General features: G+C 36.0%; 14 protein-coding genes and 1 pseudogene. 4 read left to right on the top strand and 11 right to left on the bottom strand.

All coding sequences use genetic code 11. From position 1 onward, the window contains the following. Positions 1–14: 14 nt before the first annotated feature. Together era and SD1D_RS02315 are read right to left on the bottom strand one after the other, a co-directional pair. Positions 15–941 carry a GTPase Era gene (gene era / locus SD1D_RS02320; protein ID WP_058257430.1) on the bottom strand — a complete coding sequence of 309 codons (927 nt, stop codon included), beginning with the start codon at positions 939–941 and terminating at the stop codon, positions 15–17. Positions 942–957: 16 nt separating this feature from the next. After that, positions 958–3,897, bottom strand: a complete 2,940-nt coding sequence (locus SD1D_RS02315) for an insulinase family protein (protein WP_058257429.1) — start codon at positions 3,895–3,897, stop codon at positions 958–960. 267 nt (positions 3,898–4,164) lie between these two features. Here SD1D_RS02315 and SD1D_RS02310 point away from each other — a divergent pair, with 267 nt between their 5' ends. Then, positions 4,165–4,365: a cold-shock protein gene (locus SD1D_RS02310; RefSeq protein ID WP_058257428.1), complete on the top strand. Its 201-nt coding sequence runs from the start codon at positions 4,165–4,167 to the stop codon at positions 4,363–4,365. A 165-nt stretch (positions 4,366–4,530) separates the two neighbouring features. Here the strand turns inward: SD1D_RS02310 and purH are convergent, their stop codons facing one another. Continuing rightward, positions 4,531–6,084, bottom strand: coding sequence for a bifunctional phosphoribosylaminoimidazolecarboxamide formyltransferase/IMP cyclohydrolase (gene purH, locus SD1D_RS02305; protein ID WP_058257427.1), 1,554 nt, complete (start codon positions 6,082–6,084; stop codon positions 4,531–4,533). A gap of 198 nt (positions 6,085–6,282) precedes the next feature. Between purH and SD1D_RS02300 the strand changes: the two genes are divergently transcribed. The 3 genes and pseudogenes from SD1D_RS02300 to SD1D_RS02290 all read left to right on the top strand — a co-directional run bounded on the left by SD1D_RS02300 (position 6,283) and on the right by SD1D_RS02290 (position 8,989). Beyond that, the gene (locus SD1D_RS02300) at positions 6,283–6,957 is read left to right on the top strand and encodes a TIGR01906 family membrane protein (RefSeq protein WP_087758726.1); all 675 of its coding nucleotides are present in this window, start codon (positions 6,283–6,285) and stop codon (positions 6,955–6,957) included. A gap of 74 nt (positions 6,958–7,031) precedes the next feature. Further along, positions 7,032–8,447: pseudogene (gene pyk / locus SD1D_RS02295) on the top strand (pyruvate kinase); the annotation flags it as partial. Positions 8,448–8,509: 62 nt separating this feature from the next. Next, complete coding sequence (locus SD1D_RS02290) at positions 8,510–8,989, top strand: deoxycytidylate deaminase (RefSeq protein ID WP_058257425.1); 480 nt, start codon at positions 8,510–8,512, stop codon at positions 8,987–8,989. A gap of 84 nt (positions 8,990–9,073) precedes the next feature. On the opposite strand, the gene guaB is transcribed toward SD1D_RS02290, so the two are convergent. The 8 genes from guaB to SD1D_RS02250 form a co-directional block, all read right to left on the bottom strand. Beyond that, positions 9,074–10,528: an IMP dehydrogenase gene (gene guaB, locus SD1D_RS02285; protein ID WP_058257424.1), complete on the bottom strand. Its 1,455-nt coding sequence runs from the start codon at positions 10,526–10,528 to the stop codon at positions 9,074–9,076. A 199-nt stretch (positions 10,529–10,727) separates the two neighbouring features. Beyond that, entirely contained in the window at positions 10,728–11,225 is a 498-nt protein-coding gene (locus SD1D_RS02280) for a DUF6106 family protein (RefSeq protein ID WP_058257423.1), read from the bottom strand. Between the two features lie 70 nt (positions 11,226–11,295). Further along, positions 11,296–12,366, bottom strand: a complete 1,071-nt coding sequence (locus tag SD1D_RS02275) for a branched-chain amino acid aminotransferase (protein ID WP_058257422.1) — start codon at positions 12,364–12,366, stop codon at positions 11,296–11,298. An 82-nt stretch (positions 12,367–12,448) separates the two neighbouring features. Further along, positions 12,449–12,943, bottom strand: a complete 495-nt coding sequence (locus SD1D_RS02270; protein ID WP_058257421.1) for a dihydrofolate reductase — start codon at positions 12,941–12,943, stop codon at positions 12,449–12,451. A gap of 43 nt (positions 12,944–12,986) precedes the next feature. Next, positions 12,987–13,832 (bottom strand): thymidylate synthase, encoded by an 846-nt coding sequence (thyA, locus tag SD1D_RS02265; protein ID WP_058257420.1) that lies wholly within the window; start codon positions 13,830–13,832, stop codon positions 12,987–12,989. Between the two features lie 147 nt (positions 13,833–13,979). After that, positions 13,980–16,355: a ribonucleoside triphosphate reductase gene (locus SD1D_RS02260; RefSeq protein WP_058257419.1), complete on the bottom strand. Its 2,376-nt coding sequence runs from the start codon at positions 16,353–16,355 to the stop codon at positions 13,980–13,982. A 167-nt stretch (positions 16,356–16,522) separates the two neighbouring features. Beyond that, a complete protein-coding gene (gene hflX / locus SD1D_RS02255; RefSeq protein ID WP_058257418.1) occupies positions 16,523–17,779 on the bottom strand; it encodes a GTPase HflX in 1,257 nt (418 codons plus the stop codon). An 11-nt stretch (positions 17,780–17,790) separates the two neighbouring features. Continuing rightward, positions 17,791–18,981 carry a tetratricopeptide repeat protein gene (locus SD1D_RS02250; protein WP_058257417.1) on the bottom strand — a complete coding sequence of 397 codons (1,191 nt, stop codon included), beginning with the start codon at positions 18,979–18,981 and terminating at the stop codon, positions 17,791–17,793. Positions 18,982–19,035: the final 54 nt, after the last annotated feature.

Raw genomic sequence — 19,035 nt, 5'->3', positions numbered from 1 at the left:
ACAAATCATACAACTTACTCTATCTCTTTGTCTACAAATCCATAATTTTTCAGTAAGAAATCATTATCTCGCCAATCCTTTTTCACTTTGACCCAAAGCTGAAGATTTACCTTACAATCTAATAGATTTTCAATTTCCATTCGTGCCTGGGTGCCAATCTTTTTTAACATTCCCCCGCCCTTGCCAATTATAATACCTTTATGGCTATCTTTTTCGCATATAATATTTGCATGGATATCTATAATTCCCATATTCTCATTATCATTATTTCTTCGTTCTTTCATCTGCTCTATACTTATGGCAATACCATGGGGAATTTCTTCATTTAAAAGCCGAAGTGCTTTCTCTCTTATTAACTCAGCTACAATCTGTCGTTCAGGCTGGTCGGTTAAGGTATCCTCCTCATAGTACATAGGACCATAAGGAAGATAATTAAATATTACCTTTATAAGCTCTTCGGTATTCTCTCCTTTTAAGGCAGATACGGGAATAATTTCAGCAAAATCCAAGATATCCTTATATGTGGCAATAAAAGTTAGGATTTCGTTTTTATTTACCGTATCTATCTTATTAATTACTAAGATAACAGGAGTCTTTATCTTAGTCAGCTGCTCTGCAATATGTCTTTCACCGGCACCGATAAATGTAGTAGGTTCCACAAGCCAAAGAACAAGATCCACTTCCTTTAAAGTTCTTTCTGCAACACTAACCATGTATTGTCCCAGCTTATTCTTTGCCTTATGGATACCCGGTGTGTCAATAAATATAATCTGCCCCCGCTCATCTGTAAAAACAGTCTGAATTTTATTTCTGGTGGTCTGGGGCTTATTTGATGTTATGGCGATTTTTTGCCCGATAAGCCTATTCATTAAAGTAGATTTACCTACATTTGGTCTGCCTATTATAGTAACAAAGCCAGATTTATTCTTATACTCATACATAAAATTTATCCTCTATTCATTTCATAAGATTCTTTACTTGGCTAAACATATCCCTGTTTTCTTCTACTTTACTTTCATTACCGATAACACAGATATGGCCCTCATCAAGGACTGCCCGAATTAATCCGGAAAGAGCCCTTATATCATCCTGACTTACATTAATAATTTCTTCCCTTTCCCTTTTTAAATCCTCGTAAGTTAAGCCTGAAAGCAAGATACTAAGAGATCTAGACCCTTTAGCCTGAGGAGTTAAGGGAGTATCAAGAGTACTGATGGTACCGATTATATTTTTAGTTATATCCCTTTCATCGGCTGTAAAGCTTTCTAAAAACTTTGGAATATCCTCATACACTTGGTTAGTCTCTTTAAGATTGGGATCACGGTAAGAGGTAAAATACACATCTCCGTCCACTCCGGAAAAGCTGCACATACAACCATAGGCACCGCCCTTAACCCTTACATTGTTCCACAGGTAATCATAACTTAAAATCATCCTAAGGACCTTCAGTGCTCCGGTGTATTTGTAGCCTGCTTTGAAATAATTACCGGCTCTTGCCACATATTGAACCTGCATGGCTGCCTTAAATCCTTCATTTAAGGATTTTGGCTTAAGAGGCCTTTTATCATAGCTTGAAAGAAGTCTTTCTGAAGCTTCTTTCTTTAAACCTCCTATAAAGGCTGAAAAATCTTTTAAAAATAATTTATATCCGGTACTATCTGCAGTGACACTAACCATCAGCTTGTTTTTTACAAAAATCATTTCCATTAAATCTTTCAGTCGGCTGATTATAGTATCCTTCATCTGTCCATAATTTTCGGTAATTTCCTCTAGAAACTCATAGAATGATATTCCCTCAGTCAATTCCTTAAACATAGCATGTTCGGAATAATAGGACATGGCCCTATTTACCGCCACCGTATGACCTGAAGACTGGAATCTCATCTGCATCCTTGATTTTACTTCATCAATAATTTCCTTAAGCCTTTTGTAATCCTTTAATTGTGTATGATATAACATTTCCTCAATTAATCTAAAGGACTGGGGAATTTTATCATACATAACCTTAGATCCTATCTCAAACTTAGGAAGAAACTCTTTTGTATTATCCTTAAGTGAAAAACTGATTACATTAGTATATATGCCTCCTGTATGAATATTAACTTCATTGGAGTATTCCAAATAGCTATAGTTATCCGTATCCACATATCCTAACACTAAAGATAATAGGGACATGTAAGGAATAAGTTCGGTGGGAATATCCCGGATATCAAAAAGTAATCTAAAGTAGGCAATTTCGTTGGTAAATATATCATGGTGTACAAGCCTAATACCATCTACTTCATTTTCCTCATTATATATTGGCTGAGGATTAGGTTCAATATCTTGTCGTGTCAGTAATGGTATGGTTTCTAGTTCTTCTTTTGTTGAAGGTGTTTCCTGATACTTTCTTAAGCTTTTAGTTTCATTAATTATATTTCTTAACTCTTCCTTAGACAGACTTTCCTTATAAGCAGCAAGCTTTTCCTTCATTTTATCATCACGGATTTTATTTAAGCCCGCTAAAGGTTTTAAAACAACAAGGGCTGCATGGTTATTATTTATGATATAATCCTTAATCAACTTTTCAAAATAACCCGTTTTTATCTGTTTCTTAAGAAAATCATAGATTTCTGTATCCTTTAAATTTTGGAAGGGCAAATCATCATCATATAACCAACTGGACAATACCCGAAGCCCATATATTAGTCCCTTAGGATAACGTCCAAAATCAGCTTCCCTATACCTAAACTCATAGAAGTTTATAGCAGCTTGAAGGGATTTTTCATTTAATCCCTCTTCCACTAACTTTTTCAAAGTATCACTTATTGTATTCAAAAACTCCTGCTTTTTATCTTCATCGGAATTCTTAGCAACAATGGACAAAACAGGTTGAAGATATTCATTATTAAATTGACTAAAGATATCTTTACCGATGGCTTTATCTAATAATGCTTGTTTTACCGGTGCACCCGGTGCTTCAAAAAGGACATACTCAAGAATCTGGAAAGCTAAGCTTAGCTCTTTGTTCTTAGAGTCCCCAATGGCAATATTTAAGCTTAAGTATGTGTTTTCCTTGGGGTTATCCCCTTCTCCCAGTGAATAAAATTCTTCCACTTCCCTTAAGTTTTCAAATCCCTTCTGCATGGGAATTTCGGAATCAACCTTCAAATATTCAAACTGGGATAAGTATTCTTTATCCAGCCAAATAAGCCTTTCTTCAAAATCCATATCCCCATATAAGAAGATATAACTGTTGGAAGGATGATAATAAGTTCTGTGAAAATCTAAAAATTCCTCATAAGAAAGTTCCGGAATAAATTCAGGATCCCCACCGGATTCTACTCCGTAGGGAGTATCGGGAAATAGGGAGTTTTGATTAAGCCTAAAGAGTTGCTGTTCCGGTGATGAGAAGGCACCTTTCATTTCATTATAGACAACTCCGTTTATCAAAAGCTCATCATTTTCATTCTCTAAATCATAGTGCCATGCCTCTTGGCCAAAGATTTCTTTTCTTTGATAAATATTCGGGTAAAAAACCGCATCTAAATATACATGCATTAAATTCTTAAAATCCTGCTCGTTCTGACTTGCAATAGGATAAACCGTTCTATCAGAATATGTCATTGCATTTAAAAAGGTATTAAGAGAACCCTTAGCCAGCTCAATAAATGGATCTTTTGCCGGGAAGTTTTTTGAACCACATAAAACTGAGTGTTCAATAATGTGAGCTACCCCGGTGCTGTTTTTTGGCGGTGTTCTAAATCCGATATAGAATACTTTATTTAGATCTTCATTTTTAATAAGAGCTATTCTTGCACCGGTTTTTACATGCACAAGATAAGCTCCCCAACCATTTAAATCCTCCAGATTTTCATCAAAAACCAATCTGTATTGGGAAGGTATGTTCATTTTCATCCCGCTTCCTCCATTCATATAAATAATAAAATAAATCCATTTATATCATATTCATTCAATATAATAGTATAGCATTTTATAATAATTTCCTATTCATGATATCATAAATTCATTTAATTGTCATTTCGAATAACTTTCAAAAATGTTAAGATATTATTACAAAATGCAACAAAGATAATTGACTTATTAATAATTTTGTGGTAAGTTTAGACTATCATTACTAATTCTAGTAATGGAATTTTATTCATCTTTAGGAGGCATTTTGTTATGAAAAAGGGCACAGTAAAATGGTTTAATGCAAAAAAGGGGTTTGGTTTTATATCCGACGAAGACGGAAATGATGTATTTGTACACTTTTCTGCTCTTTTAATGGATGGCTTCAAAGTTGTTGAAGAAGGCGACAACGTTGAATTTGAAGTAGTCGAAGGGGAAAAAGGCCCTCAGGCTGCTAATGTAGTAAAGTTATAATCAAGACGACGTAATGTAATTTTTATATATATATTAGTATATTTTAAAAGTTATATGTAGTATGGTTGTAACTAAAGCCGACTAGACCACATTTAACCGTAAAAAGAGCTTTTACCATATAGCTAATGCTATAGTAAAAGCTCTTTTTATACTCTTTTTTATATATTAGTGCTTAAAGTGTCTCATACCGGTAAATACCATGGCAATTCCATATTCATTACATTTCTTTATTGAATCTTCATCTCTGATAGAACCCCCCGGCTGAATAATGGCTGTAATTCCTGCCTGATGTGCTGCTTCTACACAATCATCAAAGGGAAAGAAGGCATCGGAAGCTAATACTGCCCCCTTGGTGGCCTCATTATCAATTAACTCTGCGGCATGTTCAATAGACTGCCTTGTTGCCCATACTCTATTTACTTGTCCCGGTCCGATTCCTACGGTCTGTTTATTCTTAGCCAGGGCTATGCCGTTTGATTTTACATATTTAACTACTCTCCAAGCAAAGAGCAAGTCTTCCATTTCCTTATCAGAAGGAGATCGATCTGTTACAACTTTTAAATCCTCATCATGTAAAAGTTTGCTGTCTATGGTTTGAACAATCAGTCCTCCGTTAACCTTTTTCAAATCATAAGCATTTTCATCTTGAGGAAGATCAATATCAGGCAGCTGTAAAAGTCTTAGATTCTTCTTTAGTTTAAGCAAGTCCAATGCTTTCTCCTCATAAGAAGGAGCCACAACCACCTCTAAAAATACATCCTTCATTTCTTCTGCCATCTCATAGGTCAGTGTTCTGTTTAATACCACTATACCACCAAAGATCGAAACCTTATCAGCGGCATAGGCCTTCTTCCAAGCCTCATATATATTATCTGCACTGGCAACTCCACAAGGATTTCCATGCTTACAAGCAACCACAGTAGGTTCTGTAAACTCCTTTAAAAGCTCTAGGGCTCCGTTAGTATCATTTATATTATTAAAGGATAATTCCTTTCCGTTAAGCTGTACAGCATCGGTTAAGGAGCCTTTTCTTTTTCCGATTTCCCTATAAAAGGCTGCTGCCTGATGAGGATTTTCCCCATATCTCATATCTTGAACTTTTTCGAAAGTCATAGTCAAAGACTCAGGGAAGGATTTATCATTTCTTTCATTCTTAAGATATTCGGCAATCATAGCATCATAAGCGGATGTATGCATAAATACCTTATGCATTAGGTAAAGTTTGGTATCTAATGATACTTCACCATGCTCCTTTAGTTCAGTAAGTACCTTATCATAGTCCCTAGGATCTACAACCACTGCCACATCCTGATAATTTTTAGCCGCGGAGCGAAGCATGGTAGGACCTCCGATATCTATATTTTCTACCGCTTCTGCCCTGGTTACTCCATCCTTTAATATAGTCTCTTTAAAAGGATAAAGATTTACTATAACAAGATCTATGGTTTCTATATTAAGGTCAGCAAGCTGTTTCATATGAGAAGGATTGCTTCTCATTGCAAGTAAACCTGCATGTATAGCCGGATGCAATGTCTTTACCCTGCCGTCTAAGCATTCGGGAAATCCCGTAATTTCTGAAACTTCTATGGCCGGAATCTGTGCCTCTTTTAATTTCTTGTAAGTTCCTCCGGTGGAAATAATCTCAACTCCAAGGTCTTTAAGTTCCTTGGCCAGTTCCACAATGCCACTTTTATCCGATACGCTAATTAATGCTCTCATGCTTACACTCCTTTTTTATATTCTATTAAAATATTAACCCAGCTATAATTGAAATACAAACTATAATTTCTAATCTATCTTATTACATCTGCTTATATCCACCATATTAGAATAATCAAAGTGAAATTATACAGTTGCAAACCTTCCAAAAGTGTACTATAATTCCTATGAAATTGTATTAAGGAAAGGCATGTTAAAATGGTAAAAGCTTTTAAAAAATCCGATATATTGATAGGATTAGTATTTTTCCTGTTATTTATATCTATTGGGGTAGTATTTACCATTAATTTTAGGCCCTTATACTACCTTGATATTAAATTACTTAATATTCCGGAAAGCTCGGGCTACTCAAAGGAGGAAATTATAGCTAATTATAATGCATTGATTGACTATTCATCTCCTTTTTTTAAAGGTAGTCTTTCATTCCCAACCCTAACAGCCTCACCTTCCGGTATTCAACATTTTAAGGAAGTCAAGGATATATTTACGTTTTTTTATGGCCTGGCTGCAATTTCCTTAATTACTGCTGTGTCAATTATAGTCTATAAAGCCCGTAAAAGGGATATTAGTTATCTGGCAGTATCTTCACTAACATCAATTATATTGCCGATTATAGTAGGTCTTCTACTGGCAATAGACTTTGATACATCATTCTTGATATTTCATAAAATATTTTTCAAAAATGATTATTGGATCTTTGATCCTATTACTGACCCGGTAATTAATATATTACCGGCAAAATTTTTCATGCATTGCGCCTTGCTTATAATAGCAATTGTCCTAATATGCAGCCTGATCCTATATCTTGTGTATCTATATTTTAAGGGCAAGTCTGGGATCAAGTACCGTAAAAGCCAATATTTAAAAATTTAATTCCTTATGATGTATTCTTTACCTTTATTATAGTAAAAATATAAATTAGAACATTTAAGAGAATGGAGAAAAACATGAGAAAGACAAAGATTATATGTACATTAGGTCCATCAACAGACAAAGATGAAATTATAAAGCAACTTATGCTTTCAGGCATGGATGTTGCCAGATTTAATTTTTCCCATGCCGATTATAAGGAACATCTGAAACGATTAAAAACTATAGAAAAGTATCGGGAAGAGCTAAAAATCCCTGTAGCCACCCTAATGGATACAAAGGGTCCTGAAATTCGTATAGGCACTTTTAAAGACAATAAAAAAGTGCAACTAAAAGCCGGACAATTATTCACCTTAACTACAAAAGATATTGAAGGTGATAATACTCAGGTATCTATCAGTTATCCCAGTTTGATTTATGATGTGGATCCAGGTGTAAAGATTTTAATTGATGATGGTCTTATAGAAATGACCGTTGTTGAAGTTACTTCCACAGATATTATCTGTAAGGTAAAAAATAACGGAACTTTATCTAACAGAAAAGGAGTTAATATTCCGGGCGTTCACTTATCCATGCCTTATATCAGCGAAAAAGACCGCGCCGATATATTATTTGCCATAGAGCATAAATTTGATTTTATAGCAGCATCTTTTGTAAGAACCGCCGATGATGTACATGAGGTTCGTAAGATGCTTAACAAACATAAGTCCAAGGCAAAAATAATTGCTAAGATTGAAAATCTACAAGGTGTTCAAAATATTGATGAAATCATAGATGCAGCAGACGGCATTATGATTGCCAGAGGTGACATGGGTGTAGAAATTCCTTATGAAGAACTGCCTTCCATACAAAAACAGATTATTAAGAAAGTATATAATAGCGGTAAGCAGGTTATTACAGCCACCCAGATGTTGGATTCTATGATTAAGCATCCAAGACCCACAAGGGCAGAGATAACTGACGTAGCTAACGCTATATATGATGGAACCAGTGCAATTATGCTGTCCGGTGAGACCGCTGCCGGAGATTATCCTCTTGAAGCCTTACAGGCTATGGTAAAAATAACCCTCAGAACTGAAGCTGAAATAGACTATGTTAAGCGCTTTAATCAAAGGGAAATCCCTACTAATCCTGATATTACCGATGCCATATCCCGTTCTACCATTACAACTGCCCATGACTTAAAAGCCAAAATGATAGTTACGGTTACCACCTCAGGTGAAACCGCAAGGATGATTTCCCGCTTCCGTCCTCAATGCGATATAATAGGTTGTACAACCGACCCGGTTGTCTACAGACAACTTAACTTGGCTTGGGGAATTACACCCCTTTTAATTGCCGTTGAGCATGATACTTTTGAGTTGTTTGATCATGCAATGGAAGCTGTAGAAAAAGCCGGTTATATTAAGAAGGGTGAACTGGCTGTTATGACTGCCGGTGTTCCTCTTGGTATCTCCGGTACTACCAATATGTTAAAAGTACAAATAGCAGGACAACATAATTAATTAAAATACAATATGTCCTATATTTATAGGCAATTTTATAAGGGGGAAATATGAAGAGAGAAGATTATATCAATTGGGATGCATATTTTATGGGTATTGCCCTACTTTCAGCTGAACGAAGCAAAGACCCCAATACAAGAGTGGGAGCCTGTATAGTCAGTGAGGATAATAAAATTCTATCGGTAGGCTATAACGGCATGCCCATGGGTTGTTCTGACGATGAATTTCCCTGGAGTAGGGAAGGTAATCCTTTGGATACAAAATATCCATATGTATGCCATGCAGAATTAAATGCTATTTTAAACTTTGCAGGAAATGATATGAAGGGGGCAAAGATTTATATCACCCTGTTTCCCTGTAATGAGTGTGCAAAGGCCTTAATTCAAAAAGGTATTAAGGAAATTATCTATATGAGTGACAAATATGCCGAAACAGATATAGTTATTGCCTCAAAGCGGATGCTAGATGCGGCAGGGGTTAACTATAGACAATACAATTCCATTAACAAAGAAATAATCCTATCATTATAATACTTAGCAGTGTTTAGATAAAAATCAGGAGTATACTCATTTTAAGTATACTCCTGATTTTTATTCTATATATTATTCTTAATATTATTCTTCTACACTATAGTTTGGAGCTTCCTTGGTAATATGAATATCATGGGGATGGCTTTCTCTTAAAGAGGCTGCTGTGATTTTTACAAATTTACCTGTTTTTTGCAGACTTTCAATATCTTTTGCTCCACAGTAACCCATGCCTGCCCTTAGGCCTCCTATTAATTGGAATACAGTATCTTCTACAGTACCCTTATATGCAACACGACCTTCTACACCTTCAGGGACAAGTTTTTTAGCATCGGTCTGGAAGTAACGATCCTTACTACCTTTCTCCATGGCTGCTATAGAGCCCATACCACGATAAACCTTATATTTTCTGCCTTGGAATAGTTCGAAGGTACCGGGGCTTTCATCACAGCCTGCAAAAATACTTCCCATCATACATACATTGGCCCCTGCGGCTAAAGCCTTTGTTATATCTCCGGAATATTTAATACCGCCGTCGGCAATAATGGGTACTCCATACTTTTGAGCCACTTCATAAGCGTCCATAATGGCGGTAATCTGAGGTACGCCAATACCGGCCACAACTCTTGTTGTACAGATAGATCCAGGTCCGATACCTACCTTAACGGCATCTACACCGGCCTTAATTAAATCATAAGTTGCCTCTCCGGTTGCCACGTTTCCGGCTATAATCTGTATATCTGAAAAAGCATCCCTTACCATCTTAACAACTTTTAATACATTAGCTGAATGGCCATGGGCAGTATCAATAACTATAGCATCAACTTTAGCTTTAACTAAAGCCTCCACACGTTCCATAATATTACTGGTGATTCCCACAGCAGCTGCACATAATAATCTACCTTGCTCATCCTTTGCCGATAAAGGATACTTCATCTGTTTTTCTATATCTTTAATAGTAATTAAGCCTTTTAGATTACCCTGATCATCTACAATGGGCAACTTTTCCTTCCTGGCAGCACCTAGAATTTGCTTGGCTTCATCTAAAGTAATCCCTTCCTTAGCAGTAATAAGGCCTTCAGAAGTCATACATTCCTTTATTTTCTTAGAAAAATCCTCTTCAAACTTTAAATCACGGTTAGTTATTATACCCACAAGCTTTTTGCCTACTGTAATGGGGACACCTGAAATTCTATACTTTGCCATCAATTCATTAGCATCATGTAAAGTATGCTCAGGAGATAAATAAAAAGGATCGGTTATTACACCATGTTCTGATCTTTTTACCTTATCAACTTCCTCTGCCTGTTCTTCAATAGACATATTTTTATGGATTACTCCGATACCGCCCTGCCTTGCCATAGCAATTGCCATTCGGTTCTCAGTAACTGTGTCCATACCGGCACTCATCAAAGGTATATTTAATTTAATCTTCTTGGTAAGTTGAGTTGTTAAATCCACTTGATTTGGTAATACCTCTGAATATGCAGGCACCAAAAGTACGTCATCAAAAGTTATGCCATCGCCAATGATTTGAGCCATTATAACTATTCCTCTCTTTCTTTATACAATTATTTCTATTATTAATAAAATTATACTGATTTATCGGGAAGCATCCCTAATTAAATATTTTTAAAAGTATATCCGATTATAGAAGCCTTGTCAACATTAAAAAAGGTCTCCATAAAAAGAAAAATCGAGGATATAAAATCCTCAATTTTATTGGTAAGTATTTTTAATTTTAATAATTTGATATCTTTCTGGGGCTCTTTTGCTTAATCATAGCAAGCATTTTTTCACTTGGTTCAAACATAATTTTCATTTTCTTATTATCTACATTAGCAATGATAACATAAGGTTTGCTATCCTTACTAAGTGAAGAAAAATCTTTTTTTTCCAATTGCATGTGATTGTAGCTATCTAGGACAGGGGAATTAAGCGGTGCCATAATCTCCACTTGATCAAAATCGATACGAAGTATGGTCTTTCTTCTTGATTTCCCTGTAATCCTATCAAAATCAATCTGTCCGTCTACAAATACATACTCATATTCAATATCTAAACTTGGAAATAAGAAAAAAATTGCAATTAAGATTCCTATTCCCACAAAAGTAAATATCTGTCCTATAAAGATAAAAAATAAGCCTGCTAGCACCCCTAATATCATTAGTGCCTTAAGTCCCATAGTAGCAGCAGTGTCTTTTCTCTTGACCCCTGCTTCTGCATAAAGATCGTTCATCCTAACACCTGTACCTTTCGTATTAAATTATACTATATATAATAATACAAAATTAGCAGGCCTGCAAGTCTTACTCTACTTCTACTGTCCAATTATAGACATCTTCTATCTTGCCAAGCTGTATTCCGGTCAATGTATTATATAGTTTTTGACTTAAGGGTCCTATACCCCCATCCTCAACCTGCATAATATGATTTTCCCAACGAAGATGTCCAACCGGAGATATAACCGCTGCTGTCCCTGTGCCAAATACTTCTTCTAGTAATCCATCTTTATGTGCATTATAAACCTCATCAATAGATATCAACCGTTCTTCAACCTTAATACCCCAATGATTGCACATCTTAATAACAGAATCCCTTGTTACTCCCGGAAGGATACTTCCGTTTAATTTGGGAGTTACAACCACATTATTTATCTTAAAAAATATGTTCATTGCTCCCACTTCTTCGATGTACTTCCTATGAACACCGTCTAGCCATAAGACTTGAGAATATCCTTCTTCATAGGCTTTAATTTGGGCTTTTAAAGATGCCACATAGTTGCCTCCGGCTTTAGCCTCTCCTATGCCCCCCTTAACTGCCCTTACATATTCATCCTCAATCCATATCTTAACCGGATTTAGTCCTTCCGGATAATATGGTCCTACAGGAGACAGGATTATCATAAACTTATAGGTATGGGATGGCCTTACTCCTAAGAAAGGATCGGTGGCAATAATAAAAGGTCTTATATAAAGAGAGGTTCCTTCCTTTGTAGGAATCCAAGCCTTATCAATTTTAACTAATTCTTTTATTGCTTGTACAAAGTCTTCCTCAGGAATTTCAGGTATACATAATCTTCTACAGGTGTTATTGGTACGTTTTGCATTCATATGGGGACGGAACAATAAAATTCTTCCATCCTCAGTCTTATAAGCCTTTAATCCCTCAAACATTTCTTGTCCATAATGAAATACCATGGCAGAAGGTTCAAGGCTTATGGGCTGATAAGGTATAATTCTGGCATCGTGCCAACCTTTTCCTTCTTCATAATCCATGATAAACATATGGTCAGTAAAAATGGTACCAAATTTTAAGGGATCGTCCTTATCCGGTAATTCTTTTGGTGTAGTAGTTTTTGTGGTTTTGATATCCAACATCTTTTCAACCTTCTTTCAAAATATGTTCCTGCACTTATCGTTTAACTTATAATATGCCTTTCTGAGAATTTTTTCAAGTTTATTATAATATTTTTCTCTCATATTTGTAGAAAGTATATGCAATATCATAATAGGTCTGCTCATCGGATTCTCCTGTTATAACCCAATCTTCCATTTCATCTAAATTAGGAAAATAAGCATCCGCCTGATAAGCATAATCGATTTTTGTCACATGGGCCACATCACAAAGGGGAAGCATTTGACGATATATGCTTTCACCACCGATTACATAAACATCTTCTGTATTGTATTCTTTAACCGCCTCAAGGGCTTTTTCAATACTATTAACTACTACAGCATCTTTAACCTTATAATTCGGATCCGATGTAAGAACAACATTTAGTCTATCTTTTAAAGGAAGCCCCCCAGGAAAACTCTCTAGAGTCTTTCTTCCCATAATAACTGCTTTATTGATGGTTTCATTACGAAAGAAACGTTGATCTGCAGGTATCCGTACTAAAAGCTTGTTTTTATATCCAATAGCCCAGTTTTTATCCACAGCTACAATTAGATTCATAAACATCACCTTTCCTAAGCACTAGATTTTATTTGCCACAACCCTATATAGCCACCGGAATTTCTACCTTAGGACCATATTTATAATTTCTTAATTCAAAATCCTCCACCTTAAACTGATAAAAATCTTTAATTTCAGGATTTATATAAAATTCAGGAGCCTCATAAATGGGACGTTTTATCAATTCCTGTATAATAGGAATATGCCTGTCATAAATATGGGCATCTGCAATTACATGAACCAGCTCTCCTACCTTATAGCCACATACCTGTGCCAGCATATGCACAAGTACTGCATATTGGCATACGTTCCAATTATTGGCTGCAAGAATGTCATTTGATCTCTGATTAAGGATTGCATTAAGTACCAGTTGTTCGCTGTCTTTTTCCTTGGTCACATTAAATGTCATACTATAAGCACAGGGATATAAATTCATCTCATGAAGATCCTGATGAACATATAGGTTGGTAATAATTCTTCTGCTATAGGGATTATTTTTAAGATCGTAGATAACCCGGTCTACCTGGTCCATTTCCCCTTCTTTATATTTGTGCTTAACTTGCATCTGATAGCCATAAGCTTTACCTATTGAGCCCTCTTCATCAGCCCAGCTATCCCATATATGGCTGTTTAACTCATTAATATTATTGGATTTTTTCTGCCATATCCATAATAATTCGTCAATACAGCTTTTAAAGGCCAGCCTTCTCAAAGTTAAAGCCGGAAACTCCTTTGATAAATCATAACGATTTACAACACCAAATTTCTTTATTGTATATGCCGGTGATCCGTCTTCCCATTTGGGCCTGACTTTCTCTCCCTCGGTACTGGTTCCATTTTCCAATATGTCATTACACATATCTATAAATATTTTATCGGCCAAACTCATATCATTACCTCCAAGTTTTTTTACTGTTGATTAATATTGTACCTTACTAAAGATAAGTAGGCAAGCGTGAAAAATGCTGTATGCAAATCGGCAAATCCTCTTGTGCATACAGCATTATATATTACAAATCAGTTATTAACATATAAGTTATTGTAGACGTAATGACTGTGCATCTACGTATTTTTTAATATTAGAAGCATTTGTATATTTATTGACTACTCCCTTACTTACCTCCAGTAAAGTTGGTGCTTGAAGGATATTATACTCCATGGAAAGATTAGGATTATCCTCGGCATCTATTAAGGTATATGGAGTGTCTTTTAAATATTCCTTAGCCAAATTGCAATTAGGGCAAGTCTTTGTAGTAAAGAGATATAAGCCGTCATCTAATCCTGATAGTAAGTTTATTTGACTCTCACTTCTAATTCCGGAACTTACGGGCATTTGCCTGGAGCGGACTATATCATAAAGTCTTCTATTCTTATATTCCTGAGTTTTACCCTCATTCCAGTTCTGAACCGGACGATAATATCCTGTTATACGGCTATAAACTTCTGCCCTCTGGCCACATTCAGGACAAGTAAAGTGCTCTCCGTTCAGATACCCATGGGTGCTACATACGGAATAAGTCGGTGAAAGGGTATAGTATGGCAATCTATAGTTTTCCGCAATAGTTCTAACCAGCTTAGCAGCCCCCTGCCAATCGGGCAGTTTTTCCCCAAGGAAGGCATGGAATACCGTTCCTGATGTATAAAGGGTCTGAAGCTCGTCCTGTATATCAAGGGCCTCAAATATATCCTCAGTATATCCTACCGGTAGATGGGAACTATTGGTGTAATAAGGGGTATCCCCTTCATTACCGGCTGTCTTAATATCAGGGTAGCGTTTCTTGTCATGTTTTGCAAGACGATAGCTGGTTGATTCTGCCGGAGTTGCCTCCAAGTTATATAAATCCCCATACTGTTCCTGATAGTCAGACAAACGCTCTCTCATATGATTAAGAACTTTAATACTAAAGTCTACGGTCTCTTTATGGGTCATATCTTTACCTAACCATTTAGCATTTAAACCTACTTCATTCATACCTACCAGGCCGATAGTGGAAAAATGATTCTCAAAGGTACCCAGATAACGTTTGGTATAAGGATAGAGACCTTCCTCTAAAAGTTTGGTAATAACATCTCTTTTTACCTTCAGTGAACGGGCGGAGATATCCATCATCTTATCTAGGCGCTTAAAGAATTCTTCTTCATTGGCTGACAGATAGGCGATTCTTGGCATATTTATGGTTACAACACCAACTGAACCGGTGCTTTCTCCCGATCCAAAGAAGCCCCCTGTCTTTTTCCTAAGCTCACGTAAATCAAGACGAAGCCTACAGCACATAGAACGGATATCACTGGGTTCCATATCACTATTAATATAGTTTGAAAAATATGGCGTTCCATATTTTGCTGTCATTTCAAATAACAAACGGTTATTTTCAGTATCTGACCAGTCAAAATCTTTAGTTATAGAATAGGTAGGAATTGGATACTGGAAGCCTCTTCCATTGGCATCCCCTTCAATCATAATTTCTATGAAGGCCTTATTAATCATATCCATTTCCTTCTTACAATCTTTATATTTAAAATCCATCTCCCTACCGCCTACTATGCAAGGCAGTTCAGCCAAATCATCCGGCACTGTCCAGTCTAGGGTAATATTTGAAAACGGTGCTTGAGTACCCCAGCGGCTTGGTGTATTAACACCATATACAAAGGATTGGATACATTGTTTTACTTCTTTATAAGTAAGATTGTCTGCTTTTACAAAGGGAGCCAAATATGTGTCAAAGGAGGAGAAAGCCTGGGCTCCTGCCCATTCATTCTGCATAATACCAAGGAAATTCACCATCTGGTTGCATAAAGTTGATAAATGGCTTGCGGGAGAAGATGTAATCTTACCGGGAATGCCGCCTAAACCTTCTTTTATTAGCTGCTTTAAAGACCATCCCGCACAATAACCGGTTAACATTGATAAGTCATGAATATGAATGTCAGCATTGCGATGGGCATTGGCAATCTCTTCATCATAGATTTCAGATAACCAATAATTTGCTGTTACCTTACCGGAATTATGTAAAATCAATCCTCCTACAGAATATGTAACAGTAGAATTTTCCTTAACTCTCCAATCCTCTTCTTTTACATAGCTATTAATGGTTTCCTTATAATCAAGGATTGTAGATTTCATATTACGGATTTTTTCTCTGTTTTTGCGGTAGAGTATATAAGCCTTTGCCACATCTGTGTATCCCGACTGCTCTAGCACATGCTCTACACTATCCTGAATATCCTCTACATGAATTTTGCTTTCCTTAATTTTGTCTTGAAAATCTGCCGTAACTCTTAAAGAAAGCAAGCTAATAATTTCATCAGTAAATATTTTGTCAGTGGCCTTAAATGCCTTTGTAATTGCTTCGCTGATTTTTTGCAAGTTAAATTCAGCGACCTGCCCGTCTCTTTTTAGAACATTAATCATCTGTTACATTCTCCCTTCCCGTATCATTTATTTCAAAGTAATACTCTTTAGTCTCCATAAATTCATATTATCAAAATTCTAATTTTTAGTCAATATAAAAATACTAGATATATGCAGCTTTTTCTCACACTCTACTATATCTAGTATCTATAGTGATAAATTACTATTTAGTTAAAAGCACTTATATTGCCGGCAAACTCCTTTGGAATATAGGCTTTAACAAAGATACCATCCTCTCTATATTCCTCTTCTAACAACTGTCCGTACTTTCGAATGGTATGAATCTTACCTGCTTCCTTATAGCTAATCAGCTCTTCTATAAAAACTTTTTGTTCCATTAATACTTTTTCTATAAGTTCAAGTAATTTATCCACACCCTCTCCGGTTTTAGCAGAAATCTTAACCGTATAATCTGCCTTAAAATCCTTTAGGGCCTGTTCTGATATAATCAAATCCTGTTTATTAAATACCGTAATAATAGCTTTGTCCCTAATTCCCAGTTTAGCCAATGTATCATATACTATATGCATCTGTTTGTAAAGATCGGGATTTATACTGTCTACTACATGTAATATTATATCTGCATATTTAGCCTCTTCTAAGGTACTGCGAAAGGCCTCTATAAGATGGTGGGGAAGTTTTCGTATAAAACCAACCGTATCTGTAAATAATACCTGCTGCCCGCTTTCCATGGTATAACTTCTGGTAGTGGGGTCTAGGGTTGCAAAGAGCTTATCCTCTTCTAAAACCCCCGCACCTGTCAAATAATTTAATAAAGTAGATTTGCCGGCATTGGTATAGCCTACAATAGCTACTACAGGAATCTTGCTCCTGCTTCTAAGGCTTCTGGCTGTTTCCCTGTTTTTTTCCAAATCATCTAATTCCCGTTTAAGCTGGGATATTCGTTCCCTAATATGGCGCCGGTCAATCTCCAATTTCTTCTCACCGGGGCCTCTTGTACCGATACCGCCACCAAGTCTTGATAAGGAATTTCTTAAACCGATAAGCCTGGTGGAACTAAACTTAAGCTGGGCCAACTCAACTTGAAGTTTTCCTTCCTTAGTAGTCGCCCTCTTTGCAAATATATCTAATATAAGAATGGTTCGATCCAAAACTTTTGTCTGTAAGGCATCCTCAAGATTTTTTAGCTGAGCAGGGGATAATTCATCATCACAGATTACACCGGTTGCATCTGCTTCAAAAATCATCTGCCTTACTTCTTCAATCTTACCTTTTCCTATATAAGTTGCCGGATGGATTTTCTCCCTGTTTTGAATAACCATTCCAACAGTTAAAGCACCGGCTGTTTCCACCAATTCCTTTAACTCTTCTAAGGATTCTTTTGTATCATCATTATCGGAAACAGATACACCTATCAGTACAAACTGTTCCTTTGCTTCTTCAATGTCATATAGCTTTGCCATGATTACCTCTTTTATGGATTATTTGTAGTGCTAAATTCCTTAGTTCTGGACTTTAAAAAAATCTCTTCTCTTTTAGCATCCTCATCCCCGGGATAAGAAGCAAGATAGCTTTCAAGCTTTATCAAAGCATTCTCAAAATCCCCCAAATTTTCATAGACAATAATTAAACTTTTTAGAAGTTCCCTCTTCATATCATTATGGGCATAGTTTATACCAGTTTCCAAATAAGGGATAGCCTGTTTATATTCACCGGTTTTCATAAGGCAGGATGCAATCTGACTATATATCCATGGTAGGGGAACTCCTCCTTCTTCTATATATTTTTCATAATAATATTTTGCAGTAGGATAATCCTTTTTATGATTGTAGATTTCACCAATATAAAAATTAGCTTCTACAAATCCATTGCCTGCACTTTCGCTAAGTTCATAAATAGCTTGATCATACAAACCTTGATAAAAATGAACCTTTGCCAGATTATACTTATCCGCTTTAGTAATAATTTTTATTTCTTCTGCCTGTCTTAGGACCTCCTGTGCCTCATTAGGCTTTCCCATATCCATAAGCAGATAGTACTTGCCAAAATAGTAATCAAATTTATCACTTTGCAAGGTAATGGCCTTATCATAATCATTTAATCCTTCTACATATTCTCCACTTTTATGATATGTATAGGCACGATCGGCCAGTACCTGGGCATCTTGTCCAAATTGATCGATGATTCTGCTGTAAGTTGCTGCAGCTTCTTTAAAATCACCGATATTTGTCAAGGCTCTTCCCTTATAATACAATATGTCCAAATCCAGTTCTGATAATACATTAATATCTAAGGCTTTGTCAAACTGATTTATTGCTTCCTGAAAATCCTGCATCATAAAATAAGCAATACCTTTTCCTCTTAAAGCCCTCTTATTATTTTTAAGAACAATGGTAATCTTCTTGTCCATAATAACTTTATCAAATTGCACAAATGCTTCTTGGTACTGTCCAAGCCCAATTAATGCCATACCATAATCTATATAATATTCTGCCTTATTGGGGTTTTTAGTAATGGACAAAGAAAAATTCTCAGCCGCTTTGTGGTAGTCTCCGCTTATAAAGTAGTTTTTACCACTTCTATAGTAGCCGCCGGATTTGCTACAACCGGTGGTTAAAAAAATCATAACAAAAAACAATCCTATGTAGAATATGAGTTTTTTCATTATGGTTGCCTCCGAAGAATCAGGATAAAAGCCGCATATCTATACAAACACCAT

The organism is Herbinix luporum (genome assembly GCF_900070325.1).
GTDB lineage: Bacteria > Bacillota > Clostridia > Lachnospirales > Lachnospiraceae > Mobilitalea > Mobilitalea luporum.
The sequence above is the reverse complement of the archived record's forward strand: the minus strand, read 5'-3'. Positions and strand labels throughout refer to the sequence as shown.